A 19,784-nucleotide genomic window follows, 5' to 3' on the forward strand; every position below is an offset into this window, starting at 1 on the left:
TGACCACCGACTCCACCGCCTTTGCCTCCCTGCCGCTGTCCGCCGCCATGCTGGCCAACCTGGACGCCCTCGGCTATGCCTCGATGACGCCGATCCAGGCCGAGAGCCTGCCGGTCATCCTCAAGGGCCAGGACCTGATCGCCCAGGCCAAGACCGGCAGCGGCAAGACCGCCGCCTTCGGCATCGGCCTGCTCAACCCGATCAACCCGCGCTACTTTGGCTGCCAGGCGCTGGTGCTGTGCCCCACCCGCGAGCTTGCCGACCAGGTGGCCAAGGAGCTGCGCCGCCTGGCCCGCGCCGAGGACAACATCAAGATCCTGACCCTGTGCGGCGGCGTTTCGCTGGGCCCGCAGATCGCTTCGCTGGAGCATGGCGCGCACATCATCGTCGGTACCCCGGGGCGCATCCAGCAGCACCTGGACAAGGGCACCCTGGTACTCGACGGCCTGAACACCCTGGTGCTGGATGAAGCCGACCGCATGCTCGACATGGGCTTCTTCGACGCCATCGCCAGCATCATCGGCAAGACCCCGTCGCGCCGCCAGACCTTGCTGTTCTCGGCCACCTACCCGGCCGGTATCAAGCAACTGGCCGCCGACTTCATGCGCAACCCGCAACAGGTAAAGGTCGAGAGCCTGCATACTGACAACCAGATCGAGCAGCGTTTCATCGAAATCGACCCGCAACAGCGCCTGGAGGCCGTCACCCGTGTGCTCGGCCACTACCGTCCGCAGTCCTGCGTGGCGTTCTGCTTCACCAAGCAGCAGTGCGAGGACGTGGTCGCCCATCTGACCGCCAAGGGCATCGTTGCCCAGGCCCTGCACGGCGACCTGGAGCAGCGCGACCGCGACCAGGTGCTGACCATGTTCGCCAACCGCAGCAGTTCGGTGCTGGTGGCCACCGACGTGGCTGCACGCGGCCTGGACATCGACGGCCTGGACATGGTCATCAACGTCGAGCTGGCGCGTGATGCGGAAATCCATGTGCACCGTGTGGGCCGTACTGGCCGTGCGGGCGAAAAAGGTATTGCGGTCAGCCTGGTGGCACCTGCCGAGGGCCACCGCGCCCAGGCCATCGAAGCGCTGCAGAAAAGCCCGCTGCGCTGGGACCAGCTGGACAGCCTGAAGAGCAAGGGCGGCGAGCCGCTGCTGCCGCTGATGAGCACCCTGTGCATCGCCGCCGGGCGCAAGGACAAGCTGCGCCCGGGCGACATCCTTGGCGCGCTGACCGGGGATGCCGGGATCCCGGGCAAGCAGGTGGGCAAGATTGCGATCTTCGACTTCCAGGCGTTCGTGGCCGTGGAGCGACCGCTGGCCAAGCAGGCGATGCAGCGTTTGAACAGCGGCAAGATCAAGGGGCGCTCGCTGAAAGTCCGCATTATCTAAAGCCAGGCAAGGTCCGTGTGGGAGCGGGTTTACCCGCGAATGCGATGGTGGCCCCACTGCCGCCTTCGCGGGTGAACCCGCTCCCACAGGGTTCTGTGTTTCTTTCTCATAAGGTTTACACCGTGTACTCCACCGACGTGATCATCCTCGGCGCCGGCGCCGCCGGCCTGATGTGCGCCCAGCTCAGCGCCCGCCGCGGCCGCCGGGTGCTGGTACTCGACCACGCCAACAAACCGGGCAAGAAGATCCTCATGTCCGGTGGCGGGCGCTGCAACTTCACCAACCTGTACACCGAACCCGGCAACTTCCTCTCGCACAACCCGCACTTCTGCAAGTCGGCGCTGGCCCGCTACACCCAGTGGGACTTCATCGAACTGGTGTGCAAGCACGGCGTGGCCTACCACGAGAAGAAGCTCGGCCAGCTGTTCTGCGACAACAAGGCCAGCGACATCCTCGACATGCTGCTGGCCGAATGCGACGAGGCCGGTGCCGAGATCCGCATGCACACCAGCATCGAACAGATCGAGAAGACCGAAGGCGGCTACCTGCTGCAGACCAGCAGCGGCCAGTTCGCCTGCCAGTCGCTGGTGATCGCCACCGGCGGCCTGTCGATCCCGACCCTGGGTGCCACCGGCTTCGGCTACCAGGTGGCGCGCCAATTCGGCCATACCCTGCTGCCGACCCGCGCCGGCCTGGTGCCATTCACCATCACCGAGCCCCAACTCAAGGCACTGTGCACCGAGCTGTCCGGCACCTCGCTGGATTGCACCGCCAGCTGCAACGGCACCAGCTTCCGCGAGAACCTGCTGTTCACCCACCGCGGCCTGAGCGGCCCGGCGATCCTGCAGATCTCGTCGTTCTGGGAAGCCGGTGACACGGTCGAGATCAACCTGCTGCCCGACCGCGATGCGCTGGCCTGGCTGCAACAGATGCAGGCCGAACGCGCCAACGCCGAACTGAAGACCGTGCTGGGCGAGGTGTTCACCCGCAAGCTGGCCAACCTGCTGGCCGAGCAGTGGTTCGAGTCCAGGCCCATGAAGCAGTACACCCCGGCAGAACTGGCGCAGATCGCCGACAAGCTGGCGAACTGGCAGGTAGTACCGGCCGGCACCGAGGGCTACCGCACCGCCGAAGTGACCTTGGGTGGGGTGGACACCCGCGAAGTATCGTCCAAGACCATGGAGTCGCTGAAGAGCCCTGGCTTGTATTTCATCGGTGAAGTACTCGATGTCACCGGCCACCTGGGCGGTTTCAATTTCCAGTGGGCCTGGGCCTCCGCCAATGCCGCTGCGCAGTTCGTGTAGAGTAGAATCCATTCAGCAGCACGGAACGCTTCTTGCTGACCGTGCCGCCATGCATTCAATCGCTCACTGCCCAGCAGGCCATCATGTCATCGAGCTCGTTCCGTCAGTCACTGCGTCGCCTGTGGGGCCAAGACAAGTTCAGCTACAGCATCCGGGTCACCATCGCCCTCACCGGCAGCCTGGCCCTGTGCTGGTACCAGAACGAGATGGCCCTGCTGATCCCACTGTTCCTCGGCATCATCGCCAGCGCCCTGGCGGAAACCGATGACAGCTGGCAGGGCCGTCTCAGCGCCCTGGCCGTTACCCTGGTGTGTTTCGCGATCGCCGCGCTGGCAGTCGAGCTGCTGTTCCCCTACCCCTGGATCTTCGTCATCGCCCTGGCGGTCGCCGCCTTCAGCCTGACCATGCTCGGGGCGCTGGGCGAGCGCTACGGCGCCATCGCCTCGGCGACCTTGATCACATCGGTCTACACCATGATCGGTGTGGACCAGCGCGGCGGCCTGGTCACCGACTTCTGGCACGAACCGTTGCTGCTGGTGGCAGGTGCGGCCTGGTACGGGCTGCTGTCGGTGCTGTGGCAAGCGCTGTTTTCCAACCAGCCGGTGCAACAGAGCCTGGCCAAGCTGTTCTTCGAGCTAGGCAGCTACCTCAAGCTCAAGGCCAGCCTGTTCGAGCCCATCCGCACCCTCGATATCGAAGCGCGGCGCCTGGAGCTGGCCCAGCAGAACGGCAAGGTGGTGGCGGCCCTCAACACGGCCAAGGAAATCATCCTGCACCGGGTAGGCAACAGCCAGCCCAACTCCAAGGTCAGCCGCTACCTCAAGCTGTACTTCCTGGCGCAGGACATCCATGAGCGGGTCAGCGCCTCGCATTACCCATACAATGCCCTGACCGAGGCGTTCTTCCACAGCGACGTGATGTTCCGCTGTCAACGCCTGCTGCGCAAACAGGGCTCGTCCTGCCAGGAGCTGGCCCGTTCGATCCGCCTGCGCCAGCCGTTCGTGCTGGCCAGCGGTTATCCCGAAGCCCTCGAGGACCTCAACGCCTCGCTGGAACACCTGCGCATCCAGAGCAACCCGGCGTGGCGCAGCCTGTTGCGCTCGCTGAGGGCGCTGGCGGCCAACCTGGCGACGCTGGACCGCCTGCTCAGTGCGGCCAGCAACCCGGACAGCCTGGCCGATGCCAGCGACAGCAGCCTGCTCGACCGCTCGCCACGTTCGCTGAAGGACGTGTGGACGCGCTTGCGCACCCAGCTGACCCCGACCTCACTGCTGTTCCGCCATGCCTTGCGCCTGCCGCTGGCATTGTCGATCGGCTATGGCATGGTGCACCTGATCCACCCGACCCAAGGCTACTGGATCATCCTCACCACCCTGTTCGTCTGCCAACCCAACTACGGTGCAACCCGGCGCAAGCTGGGGCAGCGGATAGTCGGTACCGCGTTCGGCCTTACCGTCGGCTGGGCGTTGTTCGACCTGTTCCCCAACCCGGTCGTGCAGTCGTTGTTCGCCGTGGTCGCCGGGGTGGTGTTCTTCGTCAACCGCACCACCCGCTATACCTTGGCCACGGCAGCCATCACCCTGATGGTGCTGTTCTGTTTCAACCAGATCGGCGATGGCTACGGCCTGTTCCTGCCACGCCTGTTCGATACCCTGGTGGGCAGCCTGATCGCCATTCTTGCGGTATTCCTGTTCCTGCCCGACTGGCAGGGGCGACGCTTGAACAAGGTGCTGGCCAATACCCTGACCTGCGCCAGCGTGTACCTGCGCCAGATCATGCAGCAGTACGCCCACGGCAAGCGCGACGACCTGGCCTACCGCCTGGCCCGGCGTAACGCCCACAACGCCGACGCGGCACTGTCCACCACCCTGGCCAACATGCTCATGGAGCCGGGGCACTTCCGCAAGGAAGCCGACGTCGGTTTCCGCTTCCTGGTACTGTCGCATACCTTGCTCAGCTACCTCTCCGGGCTGGGCGCGCACCGCGATACCGCCTTGCCGGCGGAGGTGCAGGAACAATTGATCGAAGGTGCCGGGCAAAGCCTGGCCAGCAGCCTGGACGAGATCGCCAATGGCCTGGCCGCGCGGTCGCCGGTGGCGATTCACAGTGATGCCGAAGAGGCGCTGGCCAATACCCTGGAGCAGATGCCGGAAGAGCTGGACGAGCACCAACGCCTGGTGCAGACGCAGCTGGCGTTGATCTGCCGGCAATTGGCACCCCTGCGGACCTTGGCAGCGCACCTGATCAAGGAAGGTGCCCCGGGCTGATTGTTGTGCGGCCCGTACAGGCGCCAGGGGTCAGAAACCATACTGGCGCAGCAGCCGCGCATAGCTGCCATCGGCCTTCATCGCCGTAATCGCCCGTTCGAACCGCTCGACGATCCGTGCATGCTCGGGATGCTTCAAGCTGACCAGGATGTGCAGGGTGTTCTCTCCCAGCGGCGGTTCCACCAGCATCACTGCGTCACGCACCGCCTGCGGTTCGCGCTGCAGGTTGTAACGGGCCACGTACTCCTCTTCCACTGCCAGGTCCACCCGACCTGCTGCCAGCATGCGCACCGCCGAGGAAAAGTTGCGCACCGGCACTTTGTGCAGCTGGGCGTCGTTGTCGAACTCCGGGGAATAGGCGTATCCACGCACCACCGCAATACTGTAGGGGTACAAATCGGATTGGCGTTCATGGCGGAACGCCTCGCCCTTGCGCTGCAGCAGGCGAATGCGGTTATTCAGGTAGGGGGAGGAAAACTGCCCGATACGTTCACGCGAATCGTTGTACCAGGCGTTGATCAGCACGTCGTAGCGCCCTTCGCCTATGCCGAGCAACGCCCGCGCCCACGGCACCTCTTCGAACTCGCTGGTATAGCCGGCCCGGGTCAGCGCGGTGGTGACAATACTGGTCGCCAGGCCGCCGCCCGGCATACCGGCGTCGGTGAACGGTGGCCAGTTGTCTGCCACCAGGCGCAGCTTGTCCAGACCCAGGGCGGGAGTTGCCAGCATCATTGCCAGTAATCCCAGAACACATAGCAGTGGCCGCATGCTCAAGTCCTTTTCGCAATGAGGGAGCACACATTGTCAGCGCGGTCTTCTTTGCAACTGCCGATGAGATTACACAAAGCGCGTGTGCAGGACAGCGGCCAATAGTGTCATTTAGCCTCTATTTTGGCCGAAGCCCATATCCAGCAGGCGACATTGCGCATACGGCGCGGATTGTTCAGGGGTAACCCAGCACTTCCCGAATCTGCCGCAGGTGGCGGATGATCCACTGCTTGTCGATCGCCCCCCAGTCATGAATACGGTAGTGCCCGGCGTGATTGCGCGCGCCTGCCTGCTGCTCGAACTCGCAGACGATATCCAGGTCGGCCAGCGCGGCGATGGTGTCCTGGGCGGTACGCCGTGGCATGCCGGTGGCCTCCATCAGGGCGGGCACGCTGGTCGCGGTCTGGCTGTCGATCAGCCAGGCCACGTACAGACGGCGGTAGAAGCTGCTCTTGGTCTTGCTCACTTCCATGCTGCATGGTCCTTAACAGTTGCCCGGCAGCTCCCGATAGGTCAGGTAGACGCGCAGGTCGAATTCCAGTTGGTGGTAGTCCGGCTCCATGTGCTGGCAGAGCTGGTAGAACGCCTTGTTGTGATCACGCTCGCGCAGGTGTGCCAGTTCGTGCACCACGATCATGCGCAAGAACTGCGGCGCTGCCTCCTTGAACAGCAAGGCAATGCGGATTTCCTTCTTCGCCTTGAGCTTGCCGCCCTGCACCCTGGACACCGCCGTGTTCAGGCCCAGGGCCCGGTGGGTCAGGTCGAGGCGATTGTCGAACAGCACCTTGTCCAGGTTCGGCGCGCTGCGCAGGTATTGCTGGCGCAGGTCCTGGGCATAGCCGTACAGCGCCTTGTCGCTTTGTACATCATGGCGGTCAGGGTAGCGGCGCTGCAGATACTCGCCCAGGCGGTCGCTGTCGATCATCTGCCGCACCTGCTGCTGCAGGTGCGGGGGGTAGGCTTGCAGGTAACGTAATACAGTCATGGCGCGGCTTTCGGTATGGCGAATGCCGATTCTAGCCAATCAAGGCTGGGGCCAGGAGAAAATCGCCGGGAAACTGCTGGCATCCGCTGCCGTCATCGGGTAAGCCACCAGGAAACCCTGCACGTACTGACAACCATTGGCCTTCAGCCAGGCCGCCTGAACCGGGGTTTCCACGCCTTCGGCGATCACCGTGATGCGGTAGTCGGCGCACAGGCTGATAACGCTGCGCACCAGCGCGGCATCCACCGCCGAGTCGGGCAGGCGCGCCACCAGGTGGCGGTCGAGTTTGAGCGTATCGATCGGCAGGTCGCGCAACATGCGCAACGAACAGTCGCCAGCACCAAAATCGTCCAGCGCTACCCGGACACCCAGTTCGCGCAAACGGTGGATCTGTTTCACCGCCGCATCGATGTTGTACATCAACGAAGTTTCCGCCACTTCCACTTCCAGCTGCGTCGGGTCCAGCTGGTACAGCTGGATTACCCGCTGCAATTCCTCGACCAGGCCCGGCATGACGAATTGCGCACGGCTCAGGCTGATTCCCAGCACCAGGTCTGCGGCAAAGCGCTGGCACCAGGCCTGGCGCTGGGCCGCACCCTGACGGTAGATCCAGCTGGCCAGGCGGTTGATCAGGCGCGCTTCCTCCAGCAGCGGAATGAACAACCCCGGCGGCACATCGCCAACACTGGGGTGCTGCCAGCGCAGCAACGCCTCGAAACCACGCAGGTGACCGTCAGCGAAGGCGACCTGCGGCTGGTACACCAGGGTGAAGTCCTGCTGCTCGATAGCCGCGCGCACGCTGTCTTCCAGCATCAGTCGTGACCGCGCCCGGCCATTGAGTTCCTGGTCGTAGAAGCGGTACTGCTGGCGCCCCGCCTGCTTGGCCGCATACATCGCCGCATCGGCAGCACGCAACAGGCCTTCGACGTTGGCGCCGCAGTCCGGGTAGGTGGCGATACCGATGCTGACCCCAAGGCACACATCGAAGCCGTCCACCTCGTGGCTGATGGACACGCGTTCGAGCAGCCGCTCGGCATACCGCCCGGCCTGCTCCGGATAGGGCAGGCCGTCGAACAGCGCGGTGAATTCATCGCCGCCCATGCGCGCGAGCAGCGCCTCGCTGCCCAGGCAGTCCTTGAGCTGCTCGGCGACCCAGCGCAACACCCGGTCACCGGCGTCGTGGCCAAGCGAGTCGTTGATGCGCTTGAAGCCGTCCAGGTCCATGTACATCAATGCCTGCGACTTGTCCGAGCGCTCGTTGCGCAACAGCGCGCCTTCGGCGGCCTGGTAGAAACCGCGGCGGTTGAGCAGGCCGGTAAGCGGGTCGGTCACGGCCTGGTACTCCAGCTGCTGGTGCAGGTTGCGCACCACCGACATGTCCAGCACCGTCACCACCACGGCCTGCTGGTCGACCGGCAGCGGTGCGCAGGACAACGCCACGGGCAACAGCTCAGCGCCAGAGGTGCGCAGTTGGGCATCATGCACACGGAAGATCTGCCTGCCCAGGTAGGCCTGGTAGAAGCCCGAGTCCTCCCACGAGCTGGCATTGGCCAGTTGCACCAGATCGAGCAGGCGGGCGCCCTGCAGCTGTGCTACCGGCGTGGACAACAGGTTGGATATGGCCGGGTTGGCAAAGCTGATGATGCCCTGCGCATCCACCACCAGGATGCCCTCGGCGGCGTTTTCCAGGATCGACGCATTGAACGCCGTGGCCGCTTCCAGCTCGCGGGTCAGGCGTTGCAGCATGCGCCGGTTACGCTGCTGCTCGAGCAGGGCCTGGACCTTGGGCTTGAGGATCTGTGGGTCGAACGGCTTGAACATGTAGTCCACGGCGCCGCTGGCATAGCCTTTGAGCACGGCCGCTTCGGACTGTTCGTTGGCGGTGAGGAAGATGATCGGCGTCAGCCGGGTACGCTGGCTGCCGCGCATCAGCCGGGCGACTTCGAAGCCATCCATTTCCGGCATCTGTACATCCAGCAAGACCAGATCGACTTCATGTTCGAGCAATGCGTTCAAGGCTTCCATACCCGAACTTGCCGTTAACACCTGCCAATCCTGACGGGCCAGCAACGCCCGCATGCTGATGAGGTTCTCGGGGTAATCGTCTACCACCAGGAGAACCGAATTGCCATCCAGTGGCTGTGGTAGAGCGTGAGCGCCATCCATGCTGCTTCTCTATTATGTGACCGACTTCAAAATACACTTGGATCCATTAGTACTCTAGCTCTACGCGAATAACACGCAATGCAATCAGAACGCTATCAGGGACTTAACTGTACCGTAGCCGACTAACGGTCGGTTCGCCGTGGTTTATCCAGCGCCTGTGGGCCGAGCCTGTACGGCAGCAGCAATATTCTGAACGCGAAAAATGAAAAACCCGCATTTCTGCGGGTTTTTCGTGTTGCCAGTCGATCAGTTGACCTTGGCGGCCAGTTCGCCCTTGGCATAGCGCTGGAACATGCCTTCCAGGGAGATCGGCTTGATCTTCGAGGCATTGCCGGCGGTGCCGAAAGCTTCGTAGCGGGCGATGCACACGTCACGCATGGCCTTCACGGTCTCGGCGAAGAACTTGCGTGGGTCGAACTCGCTCGGGTGCATGGCCATGTGGCGGCGGATGGCACCGGTGGAAGCCAGACGCAGGTCAGTGTCGATGTTGACCTTGCGCACGCCGTACTTGATGCCTTCGACGATTTCCTCGACCGGCACACCATAGGTTTCCTTGATGTCGCCGCCGTACTGGTTGATGATCGCCAGCCACTCTTGCGGTACCGAGGACGAACCGTGCATCACCAGGTGGGTGTTGGGGATGCGCTTGTGGATTTCCTTGATGCGGTCGATCGCCAGCACGTCACCGGTTGGTGGCTTGGTGAATTTGTAGGCACCGTGGCTGGTACCGATGGCGATCGCCAGGGCGTCGACCTGGGTCTTCTTGACGAAGTCCGCAGCCTCTTCAGGGTCGGTCAGCATCTGGCTGTGGTCCAGCACGCCTTCGGCGCCGATGCCGTCTTCTTCACCGGCCATGCCGGTTTCCAGCGAACCCAGGCAGCCCAGCTCGCCTTCTACCGAAACGCCGCAGGCGTGAGCCATGGCCACGGTCTGCTGGGTAACCCGGACGTTGTACTCGTAGTCGGTCGGGGTCTTGCCGTCCTCACCCAGCGAGCCGTCCATCATCACCGAGCTGAAGCCCAGCTGGATCGAACGCTGGCAGACGTCAGGGCTGGTGCCGTGGTCCTGGTGCATGCACACCGGGATGTGCGGGAATTCTTCGATGGCAGCCAGGATCAGGTGACGCAGGAACGGCGCGCCGGCGTATTTGCGCGCACCGGCCGAAGCCTGGACGATCACCGGCGAGTCGGTCTTGTCGGCCGCTTCCATGATGGCGCGCATCTGCTCGAGGTTGTTGACGTTGAAAGCTGGTACGCCGTAACCGAACTCGGCGGCGTGGTCCAGCATCTGGCGCATGCTAATGAGTGCCATGGTGTATCTCTCTCCCGACAAGCGTCGTTTGTTTCGTGCAAGCCTGCCGCAGGGGCGGTTGCTGTTCAAGTAGTGTGGGCCACCCTCGCGGCCCGGCCAGTCACGGTGCCTTGCAGCCCCGCCCAATCAGATCGTTGGTCGCCACCCAATACACCAGGCCCTCTTCGCCCTTGGTATGGAAGGCCAGCATGCCATCGCTGTACAGCGCACCCGATGCACCGGGCTCGGCCTTGAGCCGGTAGACCTGGTCGCCGCCACCCAGGCGCACATCGACCTGGTCACGTTGCGCATCGGCGAAGCGCCACAGCACTTCAGCCTGGCTGTCGCAGACCCAACGGGTCCAGTCATCCGCCGGGGCGGGCTGCGCCGGCTGCAGCAGCGAGCATCCTGCCAGTGTCGCCAGGGCCGTCACGGCCAAAAGCGCTTTCATTCAGCTTCCTCGATTTGGGGCTACTGTGCAGCCCGCGAAGGGCCGCACAGCGGGCCCTACCTCAAGACCACAAATCAGCCTTCAGGTTGCCTGTTACCCGATCAAGGGCAACCCGGCGCCTTGCGCTGGTGGTCTTCGTCGTACTTTTCCAGGCCTTCCGGGCCCACGCGCTTGCTGATGACCGGCACGGTCTCGGCTTGCCACTCGGACTGGTAGCAGCCGCCCTTGGGCGGTTGCGCCGGGTCGCTGTCGGAGGCCGGGCTGCCGGCGCAGGCGCTCAGCAGGCCAGCCAGCATCATCACAGGCAATTGCTTGACCATCAGGCCACTCCCTTTGCCAAGCGCCGGCGTCATCAGGCCTTGGCCCGCTCTTCCAGAATTGCCACGGCCGGCAGGACCTTGCCCTCGACGAACTCGAGGAAGGCGCCCCCACCGGTAGAAATGTAGGAGATATCGGCGCCAACGCCATACTTGTCGATCGCCGCCAGGGTGTCACCGCCGCCAGCGATGGAGAATGCGGCGCTATCGGCGATGGCCTTGGCCAGCACCTTGGTGCCATTGCCGAACTGGTCGAACTCGAACACACCGACCGGGCCGTTCCACAGGATGGTTTTCGACGACTTCAGCAGCTCGGCGAAGTTGGCAGCGGTTTGCGGGCCGATGTCCAGGATCATGTCGTCGGCGGCAACCTCGGCAATGGCCTTGACGGTGGCTTCGGCGCTTTCGGCAAATTCCTTGGCAACCACCACGTCGACCGGCAGCGGCACGCTGACCTTGGCAGCGATGGCCTTGGCCGTGTCGACCAGGTCAGGCTCGTACAGCGACTTGCCCACTGGGTGGCCAGCGGCGGCGAGGAAGGTGTTGGCGATGCCGCCGCCGACGATCAGCTGGTCGCAGACTGCGCTCAGGCTGTTCAGCACGTCCAGCTTGGTGGACACCTTGGAGCCGGCAACGATGGCGGCCATCGGCTTGGCCGGGGCTTTCAGGGCCTTGCCCAGGGCGTCCAGCTCGGCTGCCAGCAGCGGGCCGGCAGCAGCGACCTTGGCGAACTTGGCAACACCGTGGGTCGAGCCTTCGGCGCGGTGGGCGGTACCGAAAGCGTCCATGACGAACACGTCGCACAGGGCGGCGTACTTCTGCGCCAGCTCGTCGGCGTTCTTCTTCTCGCCCTTGTTGAAGCGCACGTTCTCGAACAGCACCAGGGAACCGGCCTGGACCTTGATACCTTCGAGGTAGTCGGCAACCAGCGGCACTTCACGGCCCAGGGCCTTGCTCAGGTAGTCGGCAACTGGCTTGAGGCTGTTCTCGGCCGAAAATTCACCTTCGGTCGGACGGCCCAGGTGCGAGCAGACCATTACCGCCGCGCCCTTCTCCAGGGCCAGCTTGATGGTCGGCAGCGCTGCCAGGATACGCGCATCGCTGGCAACCACACCGTCCTTCACAGGCACGTTGAGGTCTTCGCGGATCAGTACGCGTTTACCTTGCAGGTCGAGGTCGGTCATCTTCAACACGGTCATGAATGCAGTCCTTCAGGGCTGTTTGTTGCGGGTGGGGTGGACGACGTGCAGATAGTGTTCGGCAACGTCGAGCATACGGTTGGCAAACCCCCATTCGTTGTCGAACCAGGCCAGCAGGTTCACCAGGCGCGGGCCGGAAACACGGGTCTGGCTGGCATCGACGATCGCCGAATGCGGGTCATGGTTGAAATCACAGCTGGCATGCGGCAACTCGGTATAGGCCAGCAAGCCTTTCAGCGGGCCTTCCAGCGCCGCCTCGCGCAACACCCGGTTGACCTCGGCCGCACTGGTATCACGGGCAGTCTGCAGGGTGATGTCCAGGCACGAGACGTTGACGGTCGGTACGCGTACCGCTTTGGCCTGGATTCGCCCGGCAAGTTCCGGGAGCAGGCGTTCGATGCCACGCGCCAGACCAGTGGACACCGGGATCACCGATTGAAAGGCGGAACGCGTGCGGCGCAGGTCTTCGTGGTGATAGGCGTCGATCACCGGCTGGTCGTTCATTGCCGAGTGGATGGTGGTGATCTGCACGTACTCGATACCGAACGCCTGGTCCAGCACGCGCAGCAGCGGCACGCCGCAATTGGTGGTGCACGAGGCGTTCGACACCAGGCGCTCACGGCCGGTCAGGCAGGCCTGGTTGATGCCGTAGACCACGGTGGCGTCGACATCGGCCTCACTGGCCATCGGCTGCGAGAACAGCACCCGCGGTGCACCAGCGTCGAGGAAGCGCTGGCCATCGGCGCGGGTGTGGTAGGCGCCGGAGCACTCCAGCACCAGGTCGATGCCCAGGGCGGCCCAGTCGATGCCTTCCGGGGTGGCACTGCGCATTACCTTCACGCAATCGCCATTGATATGCAGACAGTCGCCATCGACCTTCACCTCACCGGGAAAACGCCCGTGGGTGGAGTCGAAGCGTGTCAGGTATTCCAGGCTGGCCTGGTCGGCCAGGTCGTTCAGCGCGACGATCTCGAAACCGGCCTTCGCCCCCCGCTCAAACAGCGCGCGCAGGACACAGCGGCCAATACGGCCATAACCGTTGAGTGCAACTTTGTAGGGACGCGGGTGGGACATTCGTTGGCTCGCTAACGCATGATGGCTGTTGGGGCCGCGTTGCGGCCCATCGCGACACAAGGCCGCGCCTACAAGGGGCTGCATGCGCAGTACCCTGTAGGCGCGGCCCTGTATCGCGATGGAGGGCAAAGCCCTCCCCTTGCACGACCTGGAGGACGTCACCGCCCTCCATCTTCACATCAGTCTTCCAGCAGCTCTTCGGCAGTACCGAGGATGTTCTCGACGGTGAAGCCGAACTCTTCGAACAGAGCCGAAGCCGGCGCCGACTCACCGTAGGTGGTCATGCCGATGACGCGACCTTCCAGGCCAACGTACTTGTACCAGAAGTCGGCATGGGCGGCTTCGATGGCAATGCGCGCACCCACTTCCAGCGGCAATACCGACTGCTTGTAGGCAGCGTCCTGGGCATCGAACACGCTGGTGCACGGCATGGAAACCACACGCACCTTGCGGCCTTGCTCGGTCAGCTTGTCGAACGCCTGAACCGCCAGGCCCACTTCCGAACCGGTGGCGATCAGGATCAGCTCAGGCTCGCCGGCGCAGTCCTTGAGCACGTAGCCGCCGCGGCTGATGGCGGCGATCTGCTGGGCGTCACGCGCCTGGTGCTGCAGGTTCTGGCGCGAGAAGATCAGTGCCGAAGGGCCGTCCTTGCGCTCCAGGGCGTATTTCCAGGACACGGCGGATTCTACCGCGTCGGCCGGGCGCCAGGTGTCCAGGTTCGGCGTGCTGCGCAGGCTGGTCAGCTGCTCGATCGGCTGGTGGGTCGGGCCGTCTTCGCCCAGGCCGATGGAGTCGTGGGTATAGACGTGGATCACCCGCTGCTTCATCAGCGCCGACATGCGCACGGCGTTGCGGGCGTATTCCATGAACATCAGGAAGGTCGCGCCGTAAGGCACCAGGCCACCGTGCAGGGCAACGCCGTTCATGATGGCGGTCATGCCGAACTCGCGCACACCGTAGAACACGTAGTTGCCGCTGGCATCGTTGGCTTCGACACCCTTGCAGCCCTTCCACAGGGTCAGGTTGGAGCCGGCCAGGTCAGCCGAACCGCCGAGGAACTCGGGCAGCAGTGGGCCGAAGGCATTCAGGGCGTTCTGGCTGGCCTTGCGGCTGGCGATGGTTTCGCCCTTGGCCGCCACTTCGTTGATGTAGGCCTGGGCCTTCTCGCTGAAGTCGGCCGGCAGCTCGCCGGCAGCACGACGCTGGAACTCGGCAGCCAGCTCCGGATAAGCCTTGGCATAGGCCTCGAAACGCTGGTTCCACTCGGCTTCAGCCTTGGCACCGGCGGCCTTGGCGTCCCACTCGGCGTAGATGTCGGCCGGGACTTCGAACGGGCCGTGGTTCCAGTTCAGCGCCTGGCGGGCCAGGGCGATTTCGTCGTTGCCCAGTGGTGCGCCGTGGCAGTCTTCCTTGCCCTGCTTGTTCGGCGAGCCGAAACCGATGATGGTCTTGCAGCAGATCAGGGTCGGACGATCGCTCTTGCGGGCGGTCTCGATGGCGGTCTTGATCTCGTCGGCGTCATGGCCGTCGACATTGCGGATCACCTGCCAGTTGTACGCTTCGAAGCGCGCTGGGGTGTTATCGGTGAACCAGCCGTGCACTTCGCCGTCGATGGAGATGCCGTTGTCATCATAGAAGGCGATCAGCTTGTTCAGGCCAAGGGTGCCGGCCAGCGAGGCGACTTCGTGGGAAATGCCTTCCATCATGCAACCGTCGCCAAGGAACACGTAGGTGTTGTGGTCGACGATGTTGTGGCCGTCACGGTTGAACTGGGCGGCCAGCACTTTCTCCGCCAGGGCGAAGCCCACGGCGTTGGCGATACCCTGGCCGAGCGGGCCGGTGGTGGTCTCGACGCCCGGGGTGTAGCCGTATTCCGGGTGGCCCGGGGTACGGCTGTGCAGCTGGCGGAAGGCCTTGAGGTCGTCGATCGACAGGTCGTAGCCGGTCAGGTGCAGCAGCGAGTAGATCAGCATCGAACCGTGGCCGTTGGACAGCACGAAGCGGTCGCGGTCGACGAAATTCGGGTTGCTCGGGTTGTGCTTCAGATAGTCGCGCCAAAGCACTTCGGCGATATCCGCCATGCCCATGGGGGCACCTGGGTGGCCGCTGTTGGCCTTTTGCACGGCATCCATGCTGAGGGCACGAATGGCGTTGGCACGTTCACGACGGCTGGGCATCGCTGATCTCCTGGGGGCTTGAATAGGTGGTGTCACGAAAAAGGCGGCCATTTTCGCCCACTGGGGGGGCTTGGGGCAATGACGTATGGTCGCAGTCGGGGGATTTTCCTGTGATCGGGCTTCAATTCGGGGCAAAACCGGGCGAACCGTCCCGCTCATCACCCAATATCAAAACTTTTTGATATTGCCCTTGCTAGGGCAACGATGCCTGTCTAGACTGCCGCCCCATGAACCTTCGTGCGCAATTGATCCCCGAGCAATGCGAAGCATTGGCTGCCTTGTGCAAAGCCAGTGGCGACGCGTTGCGCCTGAACGTGTTGCGCGCCCTGGCCAACGACTCGTTCGGCGTGCTGGAACTGGCGCAGATCTTCGGCGTTGGCCAATCGGGCATGAGCCACCACCTGAAGGTGCTGGCCCAGGCCGAGCTGGTCGCCACCCGCCGCGAAGGCAACGCCATCTTCTACCGCCGTGCCCTGCCCGACAGCTTGCGCCTGGGCGGCAGGCTGCATGCGGCACTGCTCGAAGAGGTCGACGACCTGGCCCTGCCAGCCGAGGTGCAAGCGCGCATTGCCCAGGTACAGCAACGTCGTGCCGCCACCAGCCAGGATTTCTTCCTGCGTGTGGAAGAGAAGTTTCGCGCCCAGCAGGACCTGATCGCCGGCCTGCCGCAGTATCGCGAAAGCCTGCTGGCGCTGCTCGACAAGCTGAATTTCGACCCGGCCGCCAGTGCCCTGGAGGTCGGCCCCGGTGACGGCGGCTTCCTGCCAGACCTGGCACGCCGCTTTGCCCGGGTCACCGCGCTGGACAACAGCCCGACCATGCTCGAACTGGCACGCCAGGTCTGCGAACGTGAACGTCTGGGTAATGTAAACCTGCAGTTGGCCGATGCACTGGGTGCAACGGATGTGGAAGCCGACTGCGTTGTGCTGAACATGGTCCTGCACCATTTCAGCGATCCGGCCCTGGCCCTGCGCCAGCTGGCCAAACGGGTGAAGGCAGGCGGCAGCCTGCTGGTCACCGAACTGTGCAGCCATGACCAGGGCTGGGCGCGGGAAGCCTGCGGCGACCTCTGGCTCGGTTTTGAACAGGACGACCTGGCCCGTTGGGCCACGGCAGCCGGGCTGGCCCCGGGGGACAGCCTGTACGTGGGCTTGCGTAACGGTTTCCAGATCCAGGTCCGCCATTTTCAGCGGACGGCTGGCGACATACACCATCGGTAAATTTCAGGAACCTTCGAGATGAGCGAATACTCCCTTTTCACCTCCGAGTCCGTGTCCGAAGGGCATCCGGACAAGATCGCCGACCAGATTTCGGACGCCGTCCTTGATGCCATCATCGCCCAGGACAAATACGCCCGCGTAGCCTGCGAAACCCTGGTCAAGACCGGTGTTGCCATCATCGCCGGCGAAGTCACCACTTCGGCCTGGGTCGACCTCGAAGACCTGGTGCGCAAGGTCATCATCGATATCGGCTACAACAGCTCCGACGTCGGGTTCGACGGCGCCACCTGCGCCGTGATGAACATCATCGGCAAGCAGTCGGTGGACATCGCCCAGGGCGTGGACCGCTCCAAGCCGGAAGACCAGGGCGCGGGTGACCAGGGCCTGATGTTCGGCTATGCCAGCAACGAAACCGAAGTACTGATGCCGGCACCGATCTGCTTCTCGCACCGTCTGGTCGAGCGCCAGGCCGAAGCGCGCAAGTCCGGCCTGCTGCCATGGCTGCGCCCGGACGCCAAGTCGCAGGTCACCTGCCGTTACGAAAACGGCAAGGTGGTCGGCATCGACGCCGTGGTGCTGTCGACCCAGCACAACCCTGAGGTTTCGCAGAAAGACCTGCAGGAAGCGGTGATGGAGCTGATCGTCAAGCACACCCTGCCGGCCGAATTGCTGCACAAGGGTACCCAGTACCACATCAACCCGACTGGCAGCTTCATCATCGGTGGCCCGGTGGGTGACTGCGGCCTGACCGGGCGCAAGATCATCGTCGACTCCTACGGCGGCATGGCCCGCCACGGTGGTGGCGCGTTCTCCGGCAAGGACCCGTCCAAGGTCGACCGCTCCGCCGCCTACGCTGGCCGTTACGTGGCCAAGAACATCGTTGCCGCCGGCCTGGCCGAACGTTGCGAGATCCAGGTTTCCTACGCCATCGGCGTGGCCCAGCCGACCTCCATCTCGATCAACACCTTCGGTACCGGCAAGGTTTCCGATGACAAGATCGTCCAGCTGGTGCGCGAGTGCTTCGACCTGCGTCCATACGCCATCACCACCATGCTCGACCTGCTGCACCCGATGTACCAGGAAACCGCCGCCTACGGCCACTTCGGTCGTACCCCGCAACAGAAGACTGTCGGCGACGACACCTTCACCACCTTCACCTGGGAGCGTACCGACCGCGCCCAGTCGCTGCGTGACGCTGCCGGCCTGTAACTTTTCCTGCAGCGCTGGGCAAAAGCCCCTGCCGAGTAATCGGCAGGGGCTTTTTTTTTGACATATTGGCTGACAAACGCTGCATGGCTGCCCGTGCGCTGGCTGCCTAGGCTGGGAGTTCCCACCCGCCATGCAAGGATGCTGGCCATGCCGCTAATGCTGTTGTTCGCCCTCCTGCTGATGTTCCATACCCCAGTAACCTGGGCCGCATAGTGCCCCGACTGGCACCCGCAACAAATCGACAGTGAAGTGGCCCAGCTGCGTGCCACCCTCGCCCGCTGGGACGACCATTACCATCGCCAGGGCGTTGCGCTGGTGCCCGACGAACTGTATGACCAGAGCCGCTTGCGGCTGACGCATCTGCAGCAATGCTTCGGCCTGGCGAGCGCCCAGTCGCCGCTGGCCAGCGCTCGCGGCCCGCTCCCCCACCCAGTGCCGCATACCGGCGTCGACAAGCTGCCCGACCGGCGGGCGGTGGAACGCTGGATGTCCGGGAAGACCGGCGTATGGGTACAGCCCAAGGTCGATGGCGTTGCGGTTTCGCTCATATACAGGCAGGGCCGACTGGTGCAGGTGATCAGCCGCGGAGATGGCGTGCAGGGGCACGACTGGAGTCGCCACATACCACAGCTTGGCGCGATCAACCGGCAGTTGCCCGTGGCCATCGACCTGCAGTTGCAGGGCGAACTTTACCTGCGCCGGGAGGCGCATGTGCAAGCTGAGGCGGGCAGTGTCAATGCCCGCGGTACGGTGGCCGGGCTGCTGGCCCGCAAGCAGCTGGAGGACGAGCAAGGCGAGAGCATCGGCCTGTTCGTGTGGGACTGGCCGCACGGCCCCGAGCAGCAGGCCGAACGCCTCGCGCAACTGGCAAAATTGGGCTTCACGCACAGTCAGCCATACACCGTTGCCATCGCCACAGCGGACGATGCAGCGCACTGGCGCGAGCACTGGTACCGCTCGCCCTTGCCCTTTGCCACCGATGGCGTGGTGCTGCGCCAGGGCAGCCGGCCACCGGCCGAACGTTGGCAGGCCAAGGCCCCCTACTGGATCGCCGCGTGGAAATACCCCTACACGCAGGCCCTGGCCGAAGTGCGCGCAGTACGCTTCCGCGTCGGCCGCACTGGCAGGATCACGCCGGTACTGCATCTGTTGCCGGTTACTCTCGATGACCGCCGGATTAGCCAGGTGAGCCTGGGTTCGCTGGCCCGCTGGTTCCAGCTCGACATCCGCCCCGGTGACCAAGTGGCCGTCAGCCTTGCCGGGCTGACCATCCCGCGCCTGGAGCAAGTGGTGCACCGCGCTGTCGAGCGCACGCCGGTATCCGCGCCGGCGCCCGGCGAACATCACGCACACAGCTGCTGGCAGGCCAGCGAGGGCTGCGAGGAACAGTTTGTCGCTCGCCTTGCCTGGCTCAGCGGCAAGCAGGGGCTGGCTTTGCCGCGCACCGGCCCTGGCACATGGCGCCGACTGGTAACGGCCGGGCTGGTGACTTCGATGACCGACTGGTTGCACCTGGATGGCGAGCGCCTGGGCCAGGTAGCGGGTATCAGCGAGGCGACGGCTACGCAGTTGCAGACCAGTTTCGACGCCGCCCGCTCACGGCCCTTTGCGCAATGGTTGCGCGCGCTCGGCGCGCCCACACCGACAGGCTTGCAAGTGACCGGTGGCTGGCAGGACCTGGCGGCGCGCACAGGTCGCGAATGGCAAGCCTTGCCCGGCATAGGCGAAAAGCGTGCGCAGCAGCTTGCCGAGTTCTTTGCCAGCGCCGAGGTTCAGGCCATTGCCAGGCAATTGGCCAAGGCAGGAATCGACGGTTTCCGGATCGACGGGCATGGCATCGAGCAATGAATTTTTACCAATTTACCTGTGGGGATAAACCGAGATTCCACCGGAAAAACCCGACAAGGGTTCCTAAAAGGGCAAAACCAAGGCAGGATTTCCCCCAACTTTTGCTGCCCCGCCCCGTCAAGGA

15 protein-coding genes and 1 pseudogene are annotated in these 19,784 nt (G+C 64.0%); 6 read left to right on the forward strand and 10 right to left on the reverse strand.

The features are described 5' to 3' along the window. The first annotated feature begins 47 nt into the window (after window positions 1-47). The 3 genes from dbpA (at window position 48) to yccS (ending at window position 4,956) form a co-directional block, all read left to right on the forward strand. Entirely contained in the window at window positions 48-1,385 is a 1,338-nt protein-coding gene (gene dbpA / locus JKP78_RS06975; protein WP_234454573.1) for an ATP-dependent RNA helicase DbpA, read from the forward strand. 122 nt (window positions 1,386-1,507) lie between these two features. Next, entirely contained in the window at window positions 1,508-2,689 is a 1,182-nt protein-coding gene (locus tag JKP78_RS06980; protein WP_200626359.1) for an NAD(P)/FAD-dependent oxidoreductase, read from the forward strand. 83 nt (window positions 2,690-2,772) lie between these two features. After that, complete coding sequence (gene yccS / locus JKP78_RS06985; RefSeq protein ID WP_200626361.1) at window positions 2,773-4,956, forward strand: YccS family putative transporter; 2,184 nt, start codon at window positions 2,773-2,775, stop codon at window positions 4,954-4,956. 30 nt (window positions 4,957-4,986) lie between these two features. Here yccS and JKP78_RS06990 read toward each other — a convergent pair whose 3' ends face one another. The 10 genes from JKP78_RS06990 to tkt all read right to left on the reverse strand — a co-directional run bounded on the left by JKP78_RS06990 (window position 4,987) and on the right by tkt (window position 15,383). Then, the gene (locus JKP78_RS06990) at window positions 4,987-5,724 is read right to left on the reverse strand and encodes a substrate-binding periplasmic protein (protein WP_200626363.1); all 738 of its coding nucleotides are present in this window, start codon (window positions 5,722-5,724) and stop codon (window positions 4,987-4,989) included. A gap of 175 nt (window positions 5,725-5,899) precedes the next feature. Next, window positions 5,900-6,196 carry a winged helix-turn-helix domain-containing protein gene (locus JKP78_RS06995; RefSeq protein WP_170033118.1) on the reverse strand — a complete coding sequence of 99 codons (297 nt, stop codon included), beginning with the start codon at window positions 6,194-6,196 and terminating at the stop codon, window positions 5,900-5,902. 12 nt (window positions 6,197-6,208) lie between these two features. Further along, window positions 6,209-6,709: a M48 metallopeptidase family protein gene (locus tag JKP78_RS07000; RefSeq protein WP_186684375.1), complete on the reverse strand. Its 501-nt coding sequence runs from the start codon at window positions 6,707-6,709 to the stop codon at window positions 6,209-6,211. A gap of 39 nt (window positions 6,710-6,748) precedes the next feature. Then, window positions 6,749-8,875, reverse strand: a complete 2,127-nt coding sequence (locus JKP78_RS07005) for a putative bifunctional diguanylate cyclase/phosphodiesterase (RefSeq protein WP_186684374.1) — start codon at window positions 8,873-8,875, stop codon at window positions 6,749-6,751. Between the two features lie 246 nt (window positions 8,876-9,121). Then, on the reverse strand, window positions 9,122-10,186 hold the full coding sequence (gene fba / locus JKP78_RS07010) for a class II fructose-bisphosphate aldolase (RefSeq protein ID WP_170033124.1): 1,065 nt from the start codon (window positions 10,184-10,186) through the stop codon (window positions 9,122-9,124). A gap of 100 nt (window positions 10,187-10,286) precedes the next feature. Further along, window positions 10,287-10,616, reverse strand: coding sequence for an MliC family protein (locus JKP78_RS07015; RefSeq protein ID WP_170033126.1), 330 nt, complete (start codon window positions 10,614-10,616; stop codon window positions 10,287-10,289). A 101-nt stretch (window positions 10,617-10,717) separates the two neighbouring features. Continuing rightward, window positions 10,718-10,969 (reverse strand): hypothetical protein, encoded by a 252-nt coding sequence (locus tag JKP78_RS07020; protein ID WP_186684373.1) that lies wholly within the window; start codon window positions 10,967-10,969, stop codon window positions 10,718-10,720. Further along, window positions 10,969-12,132, reverse strand: coding sequence for a phosphoglycerate kinase (locus tag JKP78_RS07025; RefSeq protein WP_186684372.1), 1,164 nt, complete (start codon window positions 12,130-12,132; stop codon window positions 10,969-10,971). The genes JKP78_RS07020 and JKP78_RS07025 overlap by 1 nt, the downstream gene beginning before the upstream one ends. A gap of 12 nt (window positions 12,133-12,144) precedes the next feature. Beyond that, a complete protein-coding gene (epd, locus tag JKP78_RS07030) occupies window positions 12,145-13,206 on the reverse strand; it encodes an erythrose-4-phosphate dehydrogenase (protein ID WP_170033132.1) in 1,062 nt (353 codons plus the stop codon). Between the two features lie 179 nt (window positions 13,207-13,385). Beyond that, window positions 13,386-15,383, reverse strand: coding sequence for a transketolase (gene tkt / locus JKP78_RS07035; protein WP_186684370.1), 1,998 nt, complete (start codon window positions 15,381-15,383; stop codon window positions 13,386-13,388). Between the two features lie 227 nt (window positions 15,384-15,610). Here tkt and JKP78_RS07040 point away from each other — a divergent pair, with 227 nt between their 5' ends. The 3 genes and pseudogenes from JKP78_RS07040 to ligB all read left to right on the forward strand — a co-directional run bounded on the left by JKP78_RS07040 (window position 15,611) and on the right by ligB (window position 19,660). Further along, a complete protein-coding gene (locus JKP78_RS07040) occupies window positions 15,611-16,603 on the forward strand; it encodes an ArsR/SmtB family transcription factor (protein WP_170033136.1) in 993 nt (330 codons plus the stop codon). An 18-nt stretch (window positions 16,604-16,621) separates the two neighbouring features. Next, window positions 16,622-17,812 (forward strand): methionine adenosyltransferase, encoded by a 1,191-nt coding sequence (gene metK, locus JKP78_RS07045; protein WP_170033138.1) that lies wholly within the window; start codon window positions 16,622-16,624, stop codon window positions 17,810-17,812. Window positions 17,813-17,959: 147 nt separating this feature from the next. Beyond that, window positions 17,960-19,660 (forward strand): annotated as a pseudogene (gene ligB / locus JKP78_RS07050) (NAD-dependent DNA ligase LigB). Window positions 19,661-19,784 lie beyond the last annotated feature (124 nt).

It is taken from the genome of Pseudomonas sp. LAM2023 (assembly GCF_016620375.1).
Taxonomy (GTDB): domain Bacteria; phylum Pseudomonadota; class Gammaproteobacteria; order Pseudomonadales; family Pseudomonadaceae; genus Aquipseudomonas; species Aquipseudomonas anuradhapurensis.